The organism is Acidobacteriota bacterium (assembly GCA_026393755.1).
Classification (GTDB): Bacteria; Acidobacteriota; Vicinamibacteria; order Vicinamibacterales; family JAKQTR01; genus JBAXOX01.
In genome coordinates, this window is record JAPKZO010000030.1 from 42535 (window position 1) to 58660 (window position 16126).

13 protein-coding genes are annotated in these 16126 nt (G+C 65.4%); 4 read left to right on the plus strand and 9 right to left on the minus strand.

Features of this window, described 5'->3' with window-relative positions:
- Positions 1-366: 366 nt before the first annotated feature.
- The 6 genes from NTV05_13230 to NTV05_13255 all read right to left on the minus strand — a co-directional run bounded on the left by NTV05_13230 (position 367) and on the right by NTV05_13255 (position 7057).
- Positions 367-1653: a tetratricopeptide repeat protein gene (locus tag NTV05_13230; GenBank protein ID MCX6545357.1), complete on the minus strand. Its 1287-nt coding sequence runs from the start codon at positions 1651-1653 to the stop codon at positions 367-369.
- 13 nt (positions 1654-1666) lie between these two features.
- Positions 1667-2581, minus strand: coding sequence for an AAA family ATPase (locus NTV05_13235; protein ID MCX6545358.1), 915 nt, complete (start codon positions 2579-2581; stop codon positions 1667-1669).
- 53 nt (positions 2582-2634) lie between these two features.
- Positions 2635-4437 carry a hypothetical protein gene (locus NTV05_13240; protein MCX6545359.1) on the minus strand — a complete coding sequence of 601 codons (1803 nt, stop codon included), beginning with the start codon at positions 4435-4437 and terminating at the stop codon, positions 2635-2637.
- A gap of 142 nt (positions 4438-4579) precedes the next feature.
- Complete coding sequence (locus NTV05_13245; GenBank protein ID MCX6545360.1) at positions 4580-5065, minus strand: hypothetical protein; 486 nt, start codon at positions 5063-5065, stop codon at positions 4580-4582.
- A gap of 138 nt (positions 5066-5203) precedes the next feature.
- Complete coding sequence (locus NTV05_13250; GenBank protein MCX6545361.1) at positions 5204-6469, minus strand: inositol-3-phosphate synthase; 1266 nt, start codon at positions 6467-6469, stop codon at positions 5204-5206.
- Positions 6470-6526: 57 nt separating this feature from the next.
- Positions 6527-7057, minus strand: a complete 531-nt coding sequence (locus NTV05_13255; protein MCX6545362.1) for a hypothetical protein — start codon at positions 7055-7057, stop codon at positions 6527-6529.
- Between the two features lie 437 nt (positions 7058-7494).
- On the opposite strand from NTV05_13255, the gene NTV05_13260 reads away from it, so the two are divergent.
- Positions 7495-8226 carry a ZIP family metal transporter gene (locus NTV05_13260; GenBank protein MCX6545363.1) on the plus strand — a complete coding sequence of 244 codons (732 nt, stop codon included), beginning with the start codon at positions 7495-7497 and terminating at the stop codon, positions 8224-8226.
- A 23-nt stretch (positions 8227-8249) separates the two neighbouring features.
- On the opposite strand, the gene NTV05_13265 is transcribed toward NTV05_13260, so the two are convergent.
- On the minus strand, positions 8250-9785 hold the full coding sequence (locus NTV05_13265) for a HAMP domain-containing sensor histidine kinase (protein ID MCX6545364.1): 1536 nt from the start codon (positions 9783-9785) through the stop codon (positions 8250-8252).
- Complete coding sequence (locus tag NTV05_13270; protein ID MCX6545365.1) at positions 9778-10509, minus strand: response regulator transcription factor; 732 nt, start codon at positions 10507-10509, stop codon at positions 9778-9780. Before NTV05_13270 ends, NTV05_13265 begins: the two co-directional genes overlap by 8 nt.
- A gap of 97 nt (positions 10510-10606) precedes the next feature.
- Between NTV05_13270 and NTV05_13275 the strand changes: the two genes are divergently transcribed.
- The gene (locus tag NTV05_13275; GenBank protein ID MCX6545366.1) at positions 10607-11212 is read left to right on the plus strand and encodes a Spy/CpxP family protein refolding chaperone; all 606 of its coding nucleotides are present in this window, start codon (positions 10607-10609) and stop codon (positions 11210-11212) included.
- On the opposite strand, the gene NTV05_13280 is transcribed toward NTV05_13275, so the two are convergent.
- On the minus strand, positions 11209-11943 hold the full coding sequence (locus NTV05_13280) for a hypothetical protein (protein ID MCX6545367.1): 735 nt from the start codon (positions 11941-11943) through the stop codon (positions 11209-11211). The two genes, NTV05_13275 and NTV05_13280, sit on opposite strands and share 4 nt — an antisense overlap.
- A 53-nt stretch (positions 11944-11996) precedes the next feature.
- Here NTV05_13280 and polA point away from each other — a divergent pair, with 53 nt between their 5' ends.
- Complete coding sequence (polA, locus tag NTV05_13285; protein ID MCX6545368.1) at positions 11997-14693, plus strand: DNA polymerase I; 2697 nt, start codon at positions 11997-11999, stop codon at positions 14691-14693.
- Positions 14694-14783: 90 nt separating this feature from the next.
- The gene (gene pcnB, locus NTV05_13290; protein MCX6545369.1) at positions 14784-16028 is read left to right on the plus strand and encodes a polynucleotide adenylyltransferase PcnB; all 1245 of its coding nucleotides are present in this window, start codon (positions 14784-14786) and stop codon (positions 16026-16028) included.
- The last annotated feature ends 98 nt before the right edge of the window (positions 16029-16126 follow it).

Below are 16126 nucleotides of genomic sequence, written 5' to 3' on the forward strand. Positions count from 1 at the left end.
CCGGGCATTGAACGCCCGAGGCCCGCACCGAGCCGCCGTCCGCGAGATCCCACTATTTGTCGAGATACGAGGCGGGCCCGACCGAGGATTCGAGAAGACACCTGCGGCAAAACCACGAACCGATGATTCGCGCAACCCGCAGACTTGACGGCAGTTATCTATCAGTTGCGTCGAGCGGATTATGAAAGCCGCACACATCGTTGTCCAGATTTGAGACATACGACGTGAATGCGGGTCGATTCGGCGCATTCTGAGGGCCCGTTGTGCAGGCCCCGCCGACCAGCTAATCACTCCGGGAGTAGTTAGCCTGGAGACAATTACTCCGGGAGTAATTAGCCGCTTGGCGAGGTGGCGGGAGCGACGGGGCTACTTGAGCAGTTTCGATCGGAGCAGCTGGACGCGGTTCCGTACATCGGTCGCAAGCGTCGCGGTGTCGGCGCCGCCGAGCGAGAGAAACTGTTCGTAGTGCTCGATCGCGCGGGCGATTTCGGCGCTTTCCTCGAGCACGAGCGCGAGGTTGTAGTGGGCGTTGGCATAGCGATTGTTGATCGACAGCGCGCGCTGCAGATGGTCGCGAGCCTCGCTGAGACGCCCGGACGCGCGCAGCGCGAGGGCCAGGTTGGTGAGGCCTTCGACATTGCTGCCATCCTGAGCCACGATCCACCGGAACTCGGAGACGGCGGATTCCGTGTCGCCGGATCGAAGCAGCGCCACACCGAGATTATTGTGCGCCTTGTCGTAGTGCGCGTCGATCGCGGTCGCCCGACGGAATTCGCGGATTGCCTCCTCGAACAGACCCTTGTCCTGATAGAGCAATCCGAGGTTGTTGTGGGCCTCGGCGTTGAGCTCGTTGGCTTCGAGCACAGCTCGATAGTGGATCAGCGCTTTTTCGAAGTCGCCGGTCCGCTGGTAGTACAGAGCCAGCTTGAAGTGGTCGGTGTCCGCGGTCTGGGCGCTGTTGGAAGCCGGCAATCCCGCTGCGTTCCGCGTGATTCCGGGCGCAGTGGCCGATCGAGCCTCTGTCTGAAGCGGCTGTGTACGCGGCGGCGGCGCCTGCAATGCCTGTGCTGATGCGGACGGCGTCGGCGCTGAGGGTGCAGCCGCTGCCCGCGTCAGGACCTGGGCTTGCGGCTTCTGCCAGACGGGCGCGGCAATCGCGGCCGGCGGCGGCTTGGGTGCCGGAACGACGGCGGAATACTGCGCCACAGAAGTGGGAGTGGGTTTCGGTGCCGAACCCGGCGGTGCGACAACCGGGCTCGAAACGTCGCTGATGTGCGGAGATGCCGGCGCGGCAACCCTGGCTGCCGCCGGGCCCGCGGTGGCGGCCCCGCCCGGCGATACGACTGGACGCTGGGCAGGCGGTGCGGTGGCGCGGTGCGACGCGGTCTGTCGCTGTCCAAGAATGAAGGACAGCGGGCCGGTCGAAACGATCCGGTTGCTTGCCGCGACCTGCCATACCGCCGCTGCCGCCGACGCGATCAGTATCACGCCGATCACGATGCGAAGCGCGGGTGTCATCGCGCCCGACTCGGGCGTGCGGGTGGAATAGCCAAGTGACGCGAGGACCTGCTCCTTCGACGCGCCTGGCGACCTGGCCGGGAGCCCCTCTGTCCTCGGCGGTTCCCCGCGGTGTTGACGCAATGCGTCAAGCATGCGGCTCATCGTGTCACGCGCCAAACAGGGTGCCCGCGCCCGCCCCGGCGGCGAGCGGACGGCGGCGGAACCAGGAGAATCGGGCCTTCTCCAACTGCCGGATGTCGAGTGATTCGGTCGCCCGGAACACCAGATCGTGCGAGACCTTGCAGACCTTCGTCGAAAAGGCACCCAGCAGGCTGCGGTCGCAGATCAGGTTGATCAGGCGCGGAATGCCGCCCGAGTACTGGAAGACGACCTGCACGGCCTTCGGCGTGAAGCTGACGGCCGATGCCCCGCCCGCGATGTACAGGCGGTGATGGATGTAGGCGGCCGTCTCGTCACGCGTGAGCGGTTTCAGTTCGTACCGGATCGACACGCGCTGATCCAGTTGCCTCAGTTCCGGCGAGCGCAGCAGTGGCTTGAGGTTCTGCTGGCCGACCAGGATGATCTGGAGCAGTTTGGCCTTGTCGGTTTCGAGGTTCGAAAGAATGCGCAACTGCTCCAGCACCTGCAGAGGCAGGTTCTGGGCCTCGTCGATGATCAGCACGGCGGTGGCCTGGATCGGCAGAAGCCCGAGCAGGAAGTCATACAGCGTGTCGATCAGCTCCTGCTTGCTGACGCCTGCCAGCCGGCCGGCTTTGACATCCTCGCGGGACACCACGCCGAAATCCTGCAGAATCAGCTTCAGGAGATCGTCTTCCGACAGGAAGGGATTCAGCACGAGCGCGGTGAACGTGCGGCGGTCGATCTGTTCGAGCAGCGCGCGGCACAGCGTGGTCTTGCCGGTCCCGATGTCGCCGGTGACGACGACGAAGCCTTCGCGCCGGCGCATCGCGTACTGGAGCAGTTCGAACGCGTTGGCGTGCGACTCGCTCTTGTACAGGAAGCGCGGGTCCGGCGTCAGGCTGAAAGGCTTCTCGGTGAAACCAAAGTGTTCTTCATACATCGACCACGCCCCGTCCTCTCAACCGCATCGGGTGTTTGCGTTCCATGCCGGCGCTACTTGCGGAGCGGCACACGCTGTTCTTCATAGAGACGCTGCTGATCCGCTGCGCTCATGGCCCCGGCGCCGCCGGGCGCCACGACAGTCGGCGTCAGCAGGATCACCAGGTCCACCTTCTTCGTCGTGCGATCGTCACGGCGGAAGAGCCCGCCCACCAGCGGCACATCACCCAGCACCGGCACCTTGGTCTTCTCACCGAAGGTCCGTTCCTGCATCAGGCCCGCAATGACGATGGTCTCGCCCTGGAGCACGCGGACGACGGTGTCGGTTTCGCGAACGCTCACGATCGGCACCTGGTCGCCGAGCCTGGACGTCGCCATCCCCGTGCGCTCGGTGATGGTCGGCGAGATGCTCAAGTGGATGATTCCGTCCTCGCTGATCTGGGCCATCACGCTGAGCGTAATGCCCTCGTTGATGGTCTGCGGCGTCACCGTCGTCTGCAGGAGCTGTCCGGTCGACGACTCCACCTGCGATGTCGTGACGAAGAACACGTCCTGCGTGCCGACGCGCATGATGGCCGGCTCGTTGTTCATCGCCATCACGCGCGGGCTGGCCATGACATTGACCCGCCCCTGGCTGGCAAAGGCGCTGAGCAGGCCTTTGAAGTCCTTGATGTTCACGCCCATCGTAAAGGCGCTCTGGCTCGAGGTGGGCGCGAGCGGCTGCGTCAGCGTGACCGAGTTGGCCGCGCTGCGCAGGACGGCTGACCAGTCGATGCCCGCCGAGAACTGCTCGTTCATCTCGACTTCGATGACCTTGGCCTGAATGTGGACCTGTCGCAGGTTGCGCGTCTCGACCACCTCGACGTAGTTCGCGATCCGGTCCAGCCTGTCGGGGTAGTCGGTGACCTGGAGGAGCCCGGCCTTCCGGTCGAGGTTGAGCTTGCCGTCCGGCGACAGCAGCATAGTGAGGCCCTTCTCCATCTCCGCAAACGTGTCGAGTCCGCCAATGACGCCGGATCCGCCAATCCCGTTGGCCCCGAACCCACCGTAGGCGCCGTAGCCGCCGCCAATGCCGAATCCCCCGAGATAGCCGCCATAGCCGACGCCGAGTCCCATGCCGTAGCCGGCATAGCCACCAACGGCAGGACCATTCACGCCGGCAAGACCATTCAGGCCGGCATTGCCGTAGCCGAAGCCCGAGTTGGCCAGGCCGTAGCCGATGTGCCGCGCGGCCACGTAGTTGATGTTGAAGATGCGCGTCTGCATCTGGCGCTTTCGCACGCGCAGCACGCCTTGATTGAGGGAGTACTCGAGGTTGATCGGCTGAAGGATGAGCTCAAGCGCCTGCCGCAGCGAGACGTTCTTGAGTTCTCCGTTGAAGGTGCCGTCCGCGTCCGGGTCGACAACGACGCTGATGTTCGTGTCGCGCACGAGCAACTGCAGCAGGTCCCGGATGGCAATCGGCTCGGCAAAGCTCAACCCCAGCATCTGCTCGAGCGAGTCCGACCGGCGCCCCTCTTCGAGTTGGCTCACGGCAATCGGCTTGAGACCGGGCGGCTGCGATCCCTGACCGCGACGACCCGGCGACGGCTCCGGCTGATTCATCGTGGGCAGCGGCACCTGCGTCCCGGCCGCCTGAGGCTCCGACGGGCGACCTTCGGCGAGTCGGCTGACCGCGATCGGGGAGAGACCTGGCGGCTGTGCGGTGGCAGTCGCCTGTGGCGCCGGCCTGGACGCGACAACCGCGGCGGGCGTCTGCGCCTGCGCGGCGGCGGTCGGCCATCCGGCCGAGACCGACAGGACCAACGCGGCCACCAGCCCGCCATGGGTCACCGCTGTGCGAGTTCTGGGCATCATAAACACTTCCCGGAGACCAGGGCGCACGAGACGCTCCGGTCCCTGGGGTGTTTTTCGGTCTATTCCGTTGGAAACATTAGTGCTGCCGGCACGGGCGAGCCGCAGCTTCTTGCGCGCGAGGAGACCGGGCGGCCGCCTCTTTCTAGGCCGTGGTGCCGGTGTTCTTCTTGAAAAAGACGGCACCGAGCAATCCGCCGATCGCGGCGAAGATCGCGCCGAAGAACAGCCAGAACATGAACCCGATCACCGCACCCGCGACCGAAAAGGCGGCCGAGTGGCTCATGCTTTCCATCATCTGGCGGGCGTTATCCGGGATGTCCGGCGTCCTGTCGACAATCTGCTGCAGCAGGCGTTGGGTCACCCCGCCCATCAGCAGGTTGACGGGCAGCGACACGAGCGTGTGGACCACGGCACCAATGATGCCGGCGAGCAAGCCCACCAGCGCGCCATCGCCGGTCGTGATGACCTGCGTGGTGTTGGATTGGAGCACGTAGGCGGCCACCATCCCGCCGCCAATCACCCACATGCAGCAGCAGAGGTTCGCCAGGCCGACAAATGGCAGCGCGGACAGCACGCCTATCAACAGGCCGCCCCACACCGCCGGCATCAGCATCGCGTTGCCCTTCATGGCGTGTCTCCTTGCCCGGGCTTCGAAGCCCGGCATGCTACGTCCCGATTTCCTGCCCGCCGCGCCGAACGCAGGGGCACGGCATGCCGTGCCCCTACGGATTCCCTGGGATCGCTACGCTCCAGTTCCCGTCAGGTCCTAATCGTAATATTCCGCACCCAGATGCGTGATCAGTTCCTCGCCCTTCAAGAACCGCAGCGTGTTCTTCAGCTTCATCGACTGGATGAACAGATCGTGCTCGGGATAAAGACCGCGCGCATGCATCGGGCTCTTGAAGTAGAACGACAGCCATTCCTGGATGCCGCTCCAGCCGGCCCGGCTGGCCAGGTCGAGGAAAAGCACGAGATCAAGCACGATCGGCGCCGCCAGGATGCTGTCCCGGCAGAGGAAGTTGATCTTCAGCTGCATCTTGTAGCCGAGCCAGCCGACCAGATCGATGTTGTCCCAGCCTTCCTTGTTGTCGCCGCGCGGCGGGTAGTAATTAATCCGGACGACGTGGCAGATGTCCTTGTAGAGCTCCGGATAGAGATCGGGCTGAAGAATGTAGTCGAGAACCGATTTCTTGCTCTCTTCCTTCGTCTTGAACGACTCGGGATCGTCGAGCACCTCGCCGTCTCGGTTGCCCAGGATGTTGGTGGAGTACCAGCCCTCCACACCAAGCAGGCGCGCCTTCAACCCCGGCGCAATCACGGTCTTGAGCAGCGTCTGCCCTGTCTTGAAGTCCTTGCCGACCACGGGCACCCGTTTCTGCTGCGCCAGGGTCATCAACGCCGGCACGTCCACATTCAGATTCGGTGCACCGTTGGCGTACGGCACGCCTTCCATCAGCGCCGCGTACGCGTAGAGCATCGAGGACGGGATCGTCGGATCGTTGGCTTCGAGGGCTTTCTCGAAGGCCTCGATCGACTGATGCGCGGGCGACTCGGTCATGAAAATCTCGGTGCTGGCGCACCAGATCATCACGAGCCGATCGAGCGCGTTGGCCTTCTTGAAGGCGCGGATGTCCTCGCGCAGTTGCTCGGCCAGATCACGCTTGTTCTTGCCCGTCTTGACGTTCGGGCCGTCCAGCCGCTTGACGTACTGGCGGTCGAATACGGCCTTCCACGGCCGGATGGCCTCGAGTTCCGGCCTGATCTGGTCGAGTAGCTTGTCCTCGAGTACGCCTGCGGTCTTCGCGGCCTCGTAGCAGTTGTCTTCGAAGATGTCCCAGCCGCCGAACACGATGTCGTTGAGATCGGCGAGCGGGATAAAGTCCTTGACGAGCGGCGTCCGACCCTCGGTCCGTTTACCAAGCCTGATGGTCCCCATCTGGGTCATGGATCCGATGGGTCTGGCAATCCCCTTGCGGACGGCCTGGACCCCTGCGATGAACGTCGTGCTGACGGCGCCAAGGCCGACGAGCATCACGCCCAGTTTTCCTGTAGCTGGTGCGATAGCGATTGGCTTTTTCACAACGGAAAACTATATCACGGAGACGTTCGGCCGGAATCCTTCGACAAACGACAGCCCTTCGCGTTCGGCGAGCACGCGCACGGGCCGGCAGCCGGCCTGCTCGAACGCGCGGACCAGCTCCAGCGTTCGGCCACCGGGCGGGCCGCTGGCAGGCTCGAATCCCAGCCGGGCGGCGATGCCGCGGGGTCGGCGCAGAATCGCGATCACGCGCCCGCCAGGGCGGACGACGCGAACGGTGTGGGAGAGCCGGCTGTGCCGCTCCGCAGCCGGAGCGCTCAGCAGGGCATTGGCGTCGACGACGGCCAGATCAAACGGCGGCGAATCGCCTGGCCAGCAGCCTCCAGGCGCGAGAACCACTTCCACGAACACGCCCTGCCTGGCGGCGGCCTTTTCGAGCGTCGCCTGCGCAGCGGCGCTATCGACCACGGCGCACGCACGACCCGTCAAGCCGACCTTTGACGACACCAGACCGAAAACCCGCGGGTCGCCGACGCCGGCATGGAGGATGCGCTCACCCATCCGCACTCCGATCATGCTCACGGCGAGTTCAACGGGGCCACGCGAACGGCGGAATTGCAGGAAGGGTGACATCCGGGCCTCCAGTATCCCACTTTTGAGATCAACTGGCGCCGCTACCCGCATGTTCGGGCAGTGATCGGCCGAAAAGAACAATGCGGGTAACAGTCTTGCGTGGGAGCACAGAGCGTCATGATCGATGGATTCCTCGTTGCGGTCACCGTGTTTTCCCTCGGCCTGGCTGCCGTGATGGCGGTGATCACCTGGCGGGCCATTCGGCTGGGGCGGCAGCAGACCTTCGCCCGGGCGGATCTCAGGTCGCGCCTCGCTTACCGGCCTGAAGAACGAGCGAACACAATCGAACCTCAGACGTGGCCACCCACGAGGCGCAACCTCGGGAATTCCCCCGGGGGGCTTCCCCGGCGAACATCGGCGGCGTCCTCCTGATACAATCCTCCCCGATGTCTTTGCTTCTGATCGCCATCAGCCTCGCCATCTTCGGCAGCGTGGGCGGGATTGTGCTCGGCGCGGTTCTGCTCGTCTTCCGTGAGTCCGTGCGTGCCAGACTGGTCCCGTGGCTCGTCAGCTACGCCGTTGGCACGCTGCTCGGTGTGGCCTTTCTCGATGTGTTGCCAGAAGCGCTGGTCTCACTGAAGCCCACGCCCGTGTTCGGTGCGCTGCTCGGCGGGATTCTGGCCTTCTTCATCCTCGAGAAGCTCGTCTTGTGGCACCACTGCCACGACGATCATTGCGAATCCCACGAGGCGGCGGCGCCGCTGATCCTGATCGGACACAGCGTCCACAACCTGATCGACGGGGCGGTGATCGCGGCCGCCACCGCTGTGTCGATCTCCCTCGGCGTCACGACCGCGCTCGCCGTAGCGGCCCACGAGATTCCCCAGGAAGTGGGCGATTTCGCGATCCTCCTGCACGCGGGCTATTCGAGGACCAAGGCGCTCTGGCTCAACGTGCTGTCGGGCCTGTCGGCGGTTGGCGGAGTGCTGCTGGCCTATGCCGCCATCGATCGGCTGCCGCACATCCTGCCGTATTTTCTGCCCGTGGCGGCGTCCAGCTTTCTCTACATCGCCATGTCGGACCTGATCCCGAGCCTGCACCGCAATCCGGTCGAAGGCGGCGCGGTTCGTCAGGTGCTCCTGGTCGGGGCAGGCATCCTGACGATTACGCTTCTCTGAAGGAACAATGACTCCCGGAGTGATTAGTCTCCGCCCGTGGACGCCGAAGCTGCCGCAGGCATCGAAGGCGGCTGCCGCGGCAACTCGATCTCGAAGACGGTCTCCAGTCCTTCCTGGCTCCGAACGGTGATGCGGCCGCCGTGGCGCTCGACGATGGCCTTGACGATCGAGAGGCCGAGGCCGCTTCCCCGCTGATCCCCGGCTCGCGAATTGTCGGCCTTGTAGAACCGGTCGAACACGTGACCTATGTGTGCGGCCGGGATCCCTTCCCCCGTATCGCGAACTGACAGCAGCGTCGTGTCCGGGCCGACGCCCGCGACCAGCTCGATGCTGCCGCCAGATCCGGTGTGGCGCAGGGCGTTGGCGGCAAGATTCTGGATCGCCTGCTCCATGCGCACCGGATCGACATGCACAGTGATCGACGGCGGCGTGATGCGGCTGGTCAACGTGACGTGCTTCAGTCCCGCGTCGCGCTCATGCCGTTCGATCACCCGGCGGAACAGTTCGTCGACCGGCATCTCCGTTCGAACCAGCGCCCCGCCTCCCGCCTCGAGCCGGGCCAGATCCATCAGGTCGCCGATGAGTCGTTCGAGTCTGGCGGTCTCCTCCCGGACGATCCCGAGGTAACGCTGGCGCGTGTCGGCGTTGAGCGCCAACTCGGCCATTGCGAGTGTCTCAAGGTAGCCACGGATCGCTGTCAGTGGCGTCATCAACTCATGGGAGACATCGGCGAGAAGCTGGCGGCGATCGTGATCGGCCGTTTGGAGGGCGTCCGCTCGCGCGCTCAAGTCGGCCGCCATCCGGTTGAACGCCCGCGCCACGGCGGCAATCTCGTCGCCGCCCGATTCGGGCGCGCGCGCGGTTGCGTCGCCCGTGCCGAGCCGTTTCGCGGCTTCCTCGAGTTGGCCCAGTCGCTTGTGCGCGGGTCTGAAGATGAACACGCTGGCGAACATCGTGCCGATCAGCACGAGCAGCGCCGCAATGGCCAATCCGACGGGAGCGACCTGACGAATGATGACGGCCAGCGGTGCGTTGGGAGGAACCAGCACCATCGCGCGCACGCGGTCCTGCACGACGACCGGGTAGAACGCGGCCGGCCGCCCCGGACCGAGCCCGGCGCCAGGCCCCATTCCCTGCCGCCCCCCGCGGCCTGGTCCCGGGCCAGCCCCCGGCCCCGCGCCGGCGCCCGGCCGCAATGCGCTCCGGATCAGCCGGCGCAGCGCCGTTTCGCGAAGAAGCGGCGGCACCTCCGCGCCCGGCTGCGAGAGGAGTACGCGGCCATCGGGCAGCACCAGCGCAACAGGCCGCCAGTGGGAGCCGTAGTGCTCACGCAGGTACGCTTCGACATCGAGATTTTCGTCGACCGACCAGGCCGTGCCGAGATCGGAGGCGACCAGCGCGGCCAGATCCAGTGTCGAGCGGCCGGCGATGGCGTCCGATGAACGCGCCAGAAACCAGACCGTGACCGCTCCCTGCACGACCATCAAGGCCGCAAGGAACGCGACAAACCCAATCGCGATGCGCCAGTACAGGCTTCGAAACCAGGCTCGTTCACTCATCGGCGAACTTGTACCCGCTTCCCCACACGGTCAGGATGTACCGCGGCGCAAACGTGTCCGGCTCAATCTTCTTTCGCAATCTCTTGACGAGGGCGTCGACACTCCGCTCCGTCACGAACGTATCGCCCTTCCACACACTGTTCAGCAGGGCGGCCCGGGTGAAGACAATGCCGGGTCGCGACGCGAGCGTACGCAGCAGGTTGAACTCCTGCGTGGTCAGGTCGGCTTCATTGCCGGCAACCCGCACGCGGCGACGACCAAGATCGATCTCGAGATCCCTCACTCGATAGACCTCGTCCCGGACCCCGCCCGCCTGCGACAGGGCCGCGTCCGCGCCAGCTCTGGGGCCGGTCCGTCTGAGCAGCGCCCTGACGCGGGCGATGAATTCGCGGACGCCGAATGGCTTGGTCAAGTAGTCGTCGGCCCCGCTCTCGAGGCCGAGCACTTTGTCTGATTCTTCGCGCCTCGCCGTCAGCATCAGAATCGGCGTCTCGGCATTGGGACCGCCCCGGCGCACGGCCCGGCAGACGGCGAGCCCGTCAATCGACGGGATCATGAGGTCGAGCACGACCACGTCGAATCGTCGCTCGTTGAGGGTCGCCAGGGCATCTCGCCCGTCCGCCGAGGGCGTACAGGTGAATCCCTCGAGCCCGAGATGCAACGCGATCAGATCGCGGATGTGCTGTTCGTCCTCGACGATTAACGCGTGCAGCGTGTCGCTCACCGTCGGCCCCGTATCACAGAAGTGTCACACCTGTGCCGCGATCGTGTCACGGCGGTCCCGTCAAATGTAGTAGACGCTCAAAACAAGGAGATCGTCAATGGACTTCAAGAATCGCACGTTTCTCGCGTCGCTCGCGACCACGCTCGGCGTGGTCATGGTTGCCGGACTCGGCATCGTCGCCCTCGGCGCCCAGCAGGGCCCTGGTCAGGGGCGTGGTTTTGGCGGTCCCGGACGCCCCGGCGGACAGGGACCCGGCATGTTTGCCGGGCGCGGAGGTCGCGGCCCGATGGCCATGATGATGATGCGCGGCCTTCAGCAGTTGAATCTGACCGATGACCAGAAGACACAGATCCAGCAGATCCGAGAGTCGAACAAGGAAGGCACGCAGGCGATCGCCAAGCGGAGGATCGCTGCGCGCGAGGCGCTGGGCGACGTGGCCACCGCCGACACGGTGGTCGAAGCTGACGTTCGCGCGAAGGCCGGGGATGTGGCCGCCGTCGAAATTGACGCCGCACTCCTGCGGGCCAAGGTCCACGCGCAGGTGTTCGCGTTGCTGACGCCCGAACAGAAGGCCAAGGCCAAAGAGCTGCGAGCCGAAGGGAAAGGCCGTCTGAAGCAGATGCTCGGCCGCAGGATGGGCGGTGGAATGGGACGCGGCGGGCGCGGACCCGGCGGGCCTGGTGGCATCGGGGGCTGGTTCTAGTTCTTCACTCGGCCCTTGCCCTTGCGCACCACCCACCAGATGATGAGCGTCATCACGAGGAGCGCGAGTCCGCCGCTCACGGCGAAGAGCACCAGGGTCGAGTAAAGAATCGACGTGCGCTCGATGCGGGCTTCTATCTCCAGGGGCTTGCCGGCCTGACGGTCGGCAAGCGTCTGTTCCCAGACCAGGATGTTGCCTCGCTTCAGGTTATCCGCTCCGGCGTTGTGGTAGCGGACGCGGCTCGGCAGGTGGACCCGCACCGCCACCAGTTCGCTGCCGTCCCAGCCCATTGAGCCGACAGGCTTGGCGGCCGACGCCCCCATGCGCTGCCGATACACCACCAGGTCATCGGGGCGATCGATCTGGTAGGTCGACCAGGCGAAGACGGGTGCCTGGCCCAGCTTCGCGATGTCATCAACCTGCAGCCTCACCTGGACAAACCGGCGGCCAGACCGCCGCCAGGAACTGACACGCGCCACGTGTGCCACGTCCGAGCTGTAAGCGTTCCTCACCGCCTCACGGTCGAGCGGCGCCCTCGGATCGGTCTTCAAGTCGACGCCACGCAGGTTGACCAGCGCAGCCAGTGAGGCGTTGACATAGACGGTGGCACTGCCGTCGACCGACAGGTAGATTTCCTCTTCGTACTCGTACTGGCGCGCGAACCCGCCGCCGCAGGCCGAGGCTGCGAGGATGGAAAAGCCGGTCAGCGCCAGCAGGAGAACGGTTCGCAACGGGGATCGAGCGCGGGACGGCATCACCCGCCAATGATATAGGATTGCGATGCATGTCCACTCTCTACCTGATCGACGGCAGTTCGCAGATGTACCGGGCGTACCACGCCATCGGTGGGCTGACCGGGCCTGACGGCCGCTCCACCAACGCGGTGTTCGGATTCGTCATGATGCTCCGCAGGCTTGTCGCCGATCATCGGCCCGACCTGATCGCCGCCGCCTTCGATCTGCCCGGGCCGACGTTCCGGAGTGCGCTGGCCGACAACTACAAGGCGCATCGGCCCCCCATGCCTCCCGATCTCGCGGAACAGATCCCCTGGGTCCATCGCTCGTGCGAGGCGCTGGGCGTCCCGGTGCTCGTCTCTAAAGGATTCGAGGCAGACGATGTGATCGGGACGCTGGCGCTCAAGGGCGCCGCCGCGGGTTTCGATGTGGTCATTGTCACGGGCGACAAGGACTTCTACCAGCTCGTGGGCGGAAAGATCCGCGTCTTCAATCCACGCGATGAGGGCACCTGGTACGACGAAGCCGGCGTCGTCGAGAAATTCGGCGTGCCGCCCCGGCAGGTCATCGACGTGCTGGCGTTGACCGGTGACACATCAGACAACGTGAAGGGGGTCCCGGGAATCGGCGACAAAGGCGCTCGCGAGCTGCTGGCGCAGTTTGGATCGCTCGACGCCCTGCTCGAACAGGCCGCCTCCGTCACCCAAAAGCGGTACCGCGAGGCCCTGCTGGCCAACGCCGCGGCCGCGCGCTTGAGCCGGGAACTGGTCACCATCCGCGCCGACGTGCCCGTCGACGCCAACATGGAACATTTCCGTTACCAGGGTCCGGCGCGCCAGGCGTGTTATGAGCTTTTCGCTGAGCTGGGATTTCAGACGCTCACCCGCGAGTTTGCGCCGGCACAGCAGGAATCGGCGGTGGCTCACGACTACCAAGTCGTCACCTCAATCGAGGCGCTCGAGACGCTGGTGGACCAACTCCGTGCGGCGGGACGATTCGGCGTGCGCGTGGTGGGAGACGATCCGGCCGCGATGCACGCGCGCCTAGTCGGCATTGCGCTCTCGGGACGTGAGGGGCACGCCCGCTACATCCCGCTGGGCCATCATTCGCTTGATGAACATCCCAATCTCCCCGGAGAAGCCGCGCTGAAGGTGCTGCGACCGCTGCTGGAGGACCGGGCGCTTCAGGTGGCGGGTCACGACCTCAAGACCGACATGATTGTGCTCGCGCGCCATGGCGTGAAGCTGGGCGGGTGCGCATTCGACACGATGCTGGCCAGCTACCTGCTCGACTCCACGCGAGCACCGCACGCACTTGAAACGATCGCGCAGGAGCACATCGGCGTCCGGGCCTCGAGCGAGGAACTCACTTACGGGAAGGGCGCCAAGACGGTCGGGGCCGCAGACATGCCGGCGGCGGCGGCGCTGGCGTTTGCCGGCGAACGCGCCGAACTGCCGCTCCGGCTGGTTGAACCGCTGCAAGCCCAGCTTGTCCGCCACTCGCTGACCGAACTGAACGATACGATGGAGTTGCCGCTGGTCTCCATCCTGGCCGAGATTGAACAGACCGGGGTGAGGATTGATACGGCCGCACTCGCGGAGCTGTCGAATCGTCTTGGCCGGGATCTTCAGACCCTCGGTCTCCGGATCTTCGAGATGGGCGGCGGCGAGTTCAACATCAACTCGCCAAGACAAGTGGCCGAGGTCCTGTTTGAGCGGCTGCAACTGCCTGCGGGGAAGAAGACCGGCAAGACGAAGGTGGCCTCGACCGCGGGCGGCGTGTTGGAAGAACTCGCGCTGACGCACGAACTGCCGCGCCTTATCCTCGAGTGGCGCAGCATGCAGAAACTCAAGGGAACCTATGTCGATGCGCTCCCCCTGCTGGTTCACGCCGACACCGGGCGCGTCCATACCAGCTTCAATCAGGCCGTCGCCGCGACGGGGAGGCTGAGCAGCAGCGACCCGAATCTGCAGAACATCCCGGTCCGCACCGAACTCGGGCGGGAGATCAGGCGGGCGTTTATCGCCGACCCCGGCTGTGTGCTGATCTCGGCCGACTATTCCCAGATCGAGCTGCGGGTGCTGGCACACCTTTCGGGCGATCAGGCGCTGATCGAGGCCTTCAAACGCGGAGAGGATATTCACGATCGGACCGCAGAGGCGATCTTCGGACCCGACAGCACCAAGGACCGCAAGGAGCGTCGCACGGTCGCGAAGATGATCAACTACGCCCTGCTCTACGGCAAGACGGCGTTTACGCTGGCCAAGGACATCGGCGTGACGCAGCAGGCAGCGCAGGCCTTCATCGACGCCTATTTCGCGGGATTCCCGGGCGTGCGCCGGTTTCTCGATCGCACTCTCGAGGAGGCGCGCGTGTCGGGAGAGGTCAAGACCCTGTTCGGCCGGCGGCGGCCGGTGCCGGAATTGACGAGCCAGAACGGCCAGGTCCGCAGCGCCGCTGAGCGGGTCGCGGTCAACATGCCGATCCAGGGCACGGCGGCCGACATCATGAAACGGGCCATGATTAACGTGGATGGCGCCCTCGCGAGTCGTCAGGCGGCTCCGGACAGCCGGTATCCGCGCATGATCCTGACGGTCCACGACGAACTGGTCTTCGAGGTCCGGCGCGAGGAGTCGAGCGACATAGCGGCGCTGGTGCAAGACCTGATGGAAACGGCGGCCTCGTTGGCCGTGCCCCTGACGGTGGACGTTGGAATCGGGGACAACTGGAAGGACGCCAAACCCTAGAACCGGTTTCACAACCCGTTCTGGTTGGATCGAAGGGGTGGTTCACGCAGGTTATGAAACCGTCCCCAGTGACCCCTATAATGGATGCCCGTGGAACCTCTCGTTGTCCCCCGCGACCAGCACACGCTCTCGCGACGGGATGTTGATTCTGACGCGCTGAAGGTCCTCTACCGCCTGAAGGACGCTGGTTTCTCCGCGTACCTGGTCGGGGGCGGGGTGCGGGATCTGCTGCTTGGGCGGCGGCCGAAAGATTTCGACATCGGCACCGACGCGCATCCGTACCAGATCAAGAAGCTGTTCAGAAACTGCTGGATCATTGGTCGCCGGTTCCGGCTGGCCCATGTCGTGTTCGGCAAGAAGGTCATCGAGGTCGCCACGTTCCGGCGCCAGGTGTCCGACGTTGAGATGGCCGAGGCGAAGGCGGCGGCTGAAAGCGGCGACGTGCCGGCGCCCGACGATCATCAGCACCTGATCCATCGGGACAACACGTTCGGGACGGCCGAGGAAGACGCGTTCCGCCGCGACTTCACGATCAACGCGCTCTTCTACGACATCGCCACCTTCTCGATTATCGACTATGTGGGCGGGTTGCGGGACCTGCGCGCCCGCATCGTCAAGTGCATCGGGATTCCGGAGAACCGGTTCCGCGAAGACCCGGTGCGCATGCAGCGGGCGATTTCGTTCGGGGCGCGGCTGGAATTTGAGATCGACGGGCCCATTCTCGAGGCGATCGCCCATCATCGCGGCGAGATTGCGAAGGCGGCGCCGCCGAGGTTGATGGATGAGTACTACAAGATCCTGCGGACCGGGTGCGCCCGGCAGACGTTCGAGGCATTGAAGCGGGTCGGATTGCTCGAACCGCTCAGCCCGGCGCTGCACGAGCAGGCCGGCGACACGCTGTGGGCGTCGCTCGATCGCCTCGACGCGTACCGCCGTCGTTCGGCGGCCTGTCCGGACTCGCTGACCAATCCGGTGCTGCTCGGGAGCCTCATCGTGCCCCTGGGTTTCTCGCAGGCCGGGTGGCCGTCGTGGCTCGAAGCTGGCGACAAGCCCGGGCTGAGTCTGGGTCTGCTGCCGCTCGCGCGGAAGGATGTCGAGCGGATCCACCAGGTGCTGATGATGCAGCGCCGGCTTCGGGACCCAGGCCGATCCTCACCCCACGCGCGGCGGATGTTCATCCAGCGTGCCGCGTTTGCCGACGCGCTCACGTGGCTCGACATCCACTCTGATTCGCCCGATCTGCTGGCCTACTGGCGCCGTGAAGTCGGTCTGGAGGCGCCGGAATCCGGGCCGCCGCCGCGCCGCCGCCGCCGTCGCAGGCGCCCCCGGGCGTAGGGGCGCGATTCATCCGCCTTCGCGCTAGGCTTCGGCGGACACGCCGTGGCCGCAGACGACGCTTGCGGCCGTAGGGGCGCGGGGCCCGCCTGCCCTGA

Excerpts from the sequence above, each read along its gene's own strand:
- NTV05_13235 (MCX6545358.1), bottom strand. The coding sequence starts at position 2,581 with ATGTATGAAGAACACTTTGGTTTCACCGAGAAGCCTTTCAGCCTGACG.
- NTV05_13245 (MCX6545360.1), bottom strand. The coding sequence starts at position 5,065 with ATGAAGGGCAACGCGATGCTGATGCCGGCGGTGTGGGGCGGCCTGTTG.
- NTV05_13260 (MCX6545363.1), top strand. The coding sequence starts at position 7,495 with ATGTCTTTGCTTCTGATCGCCATCAGCCTCGCCATCTTCGGCAGCGTG.
- NTV05_13250 (MCX6545361.1), bottom strand. The coding sequence starts at position 6,469 with ATGCTCGTCGGCCTTGGCGCCGTCAGCACGACGTTCATCGCAGGGGTC.
- NTV05_13230 (MCX6545357.1), bottom strand. The coding sequence starts at position 1,653 with ATGCTTGACGCATTGCGTCAACACCGCGGGGAACCGCCGAGGACAGAG.
- NTV05_13265 (MCX6545364.1), bottom strand. The coding sequence starts at position 9,785 with ATGAGTGAACGAGCCTGGTTTCGAAGCCTGTACTGGCGCATCGCGATT.
- NTV05_13275 (MCX6545366.1), top strand. The coding sequence starts at position 10,607 with ATGGACTTCAAGAATCGCACGTTTCTCGCGTCGCTCGCGACCACGCTC.
- polA (MCX6545368.1), top strand. The coding sequence starts at position 11,997 with ATGTCCACTCTCTACCTGATCGACGGCAGTTCGCAGATGTACCGGGCG.
- NTV05_13240 (MCX6545359.1), bottom strand. The coding sequence starts at position 4,437 with ATGATGCCCAGAACTCGCACAGCGGTGACCCATGGCGGGCTGGTGGCC.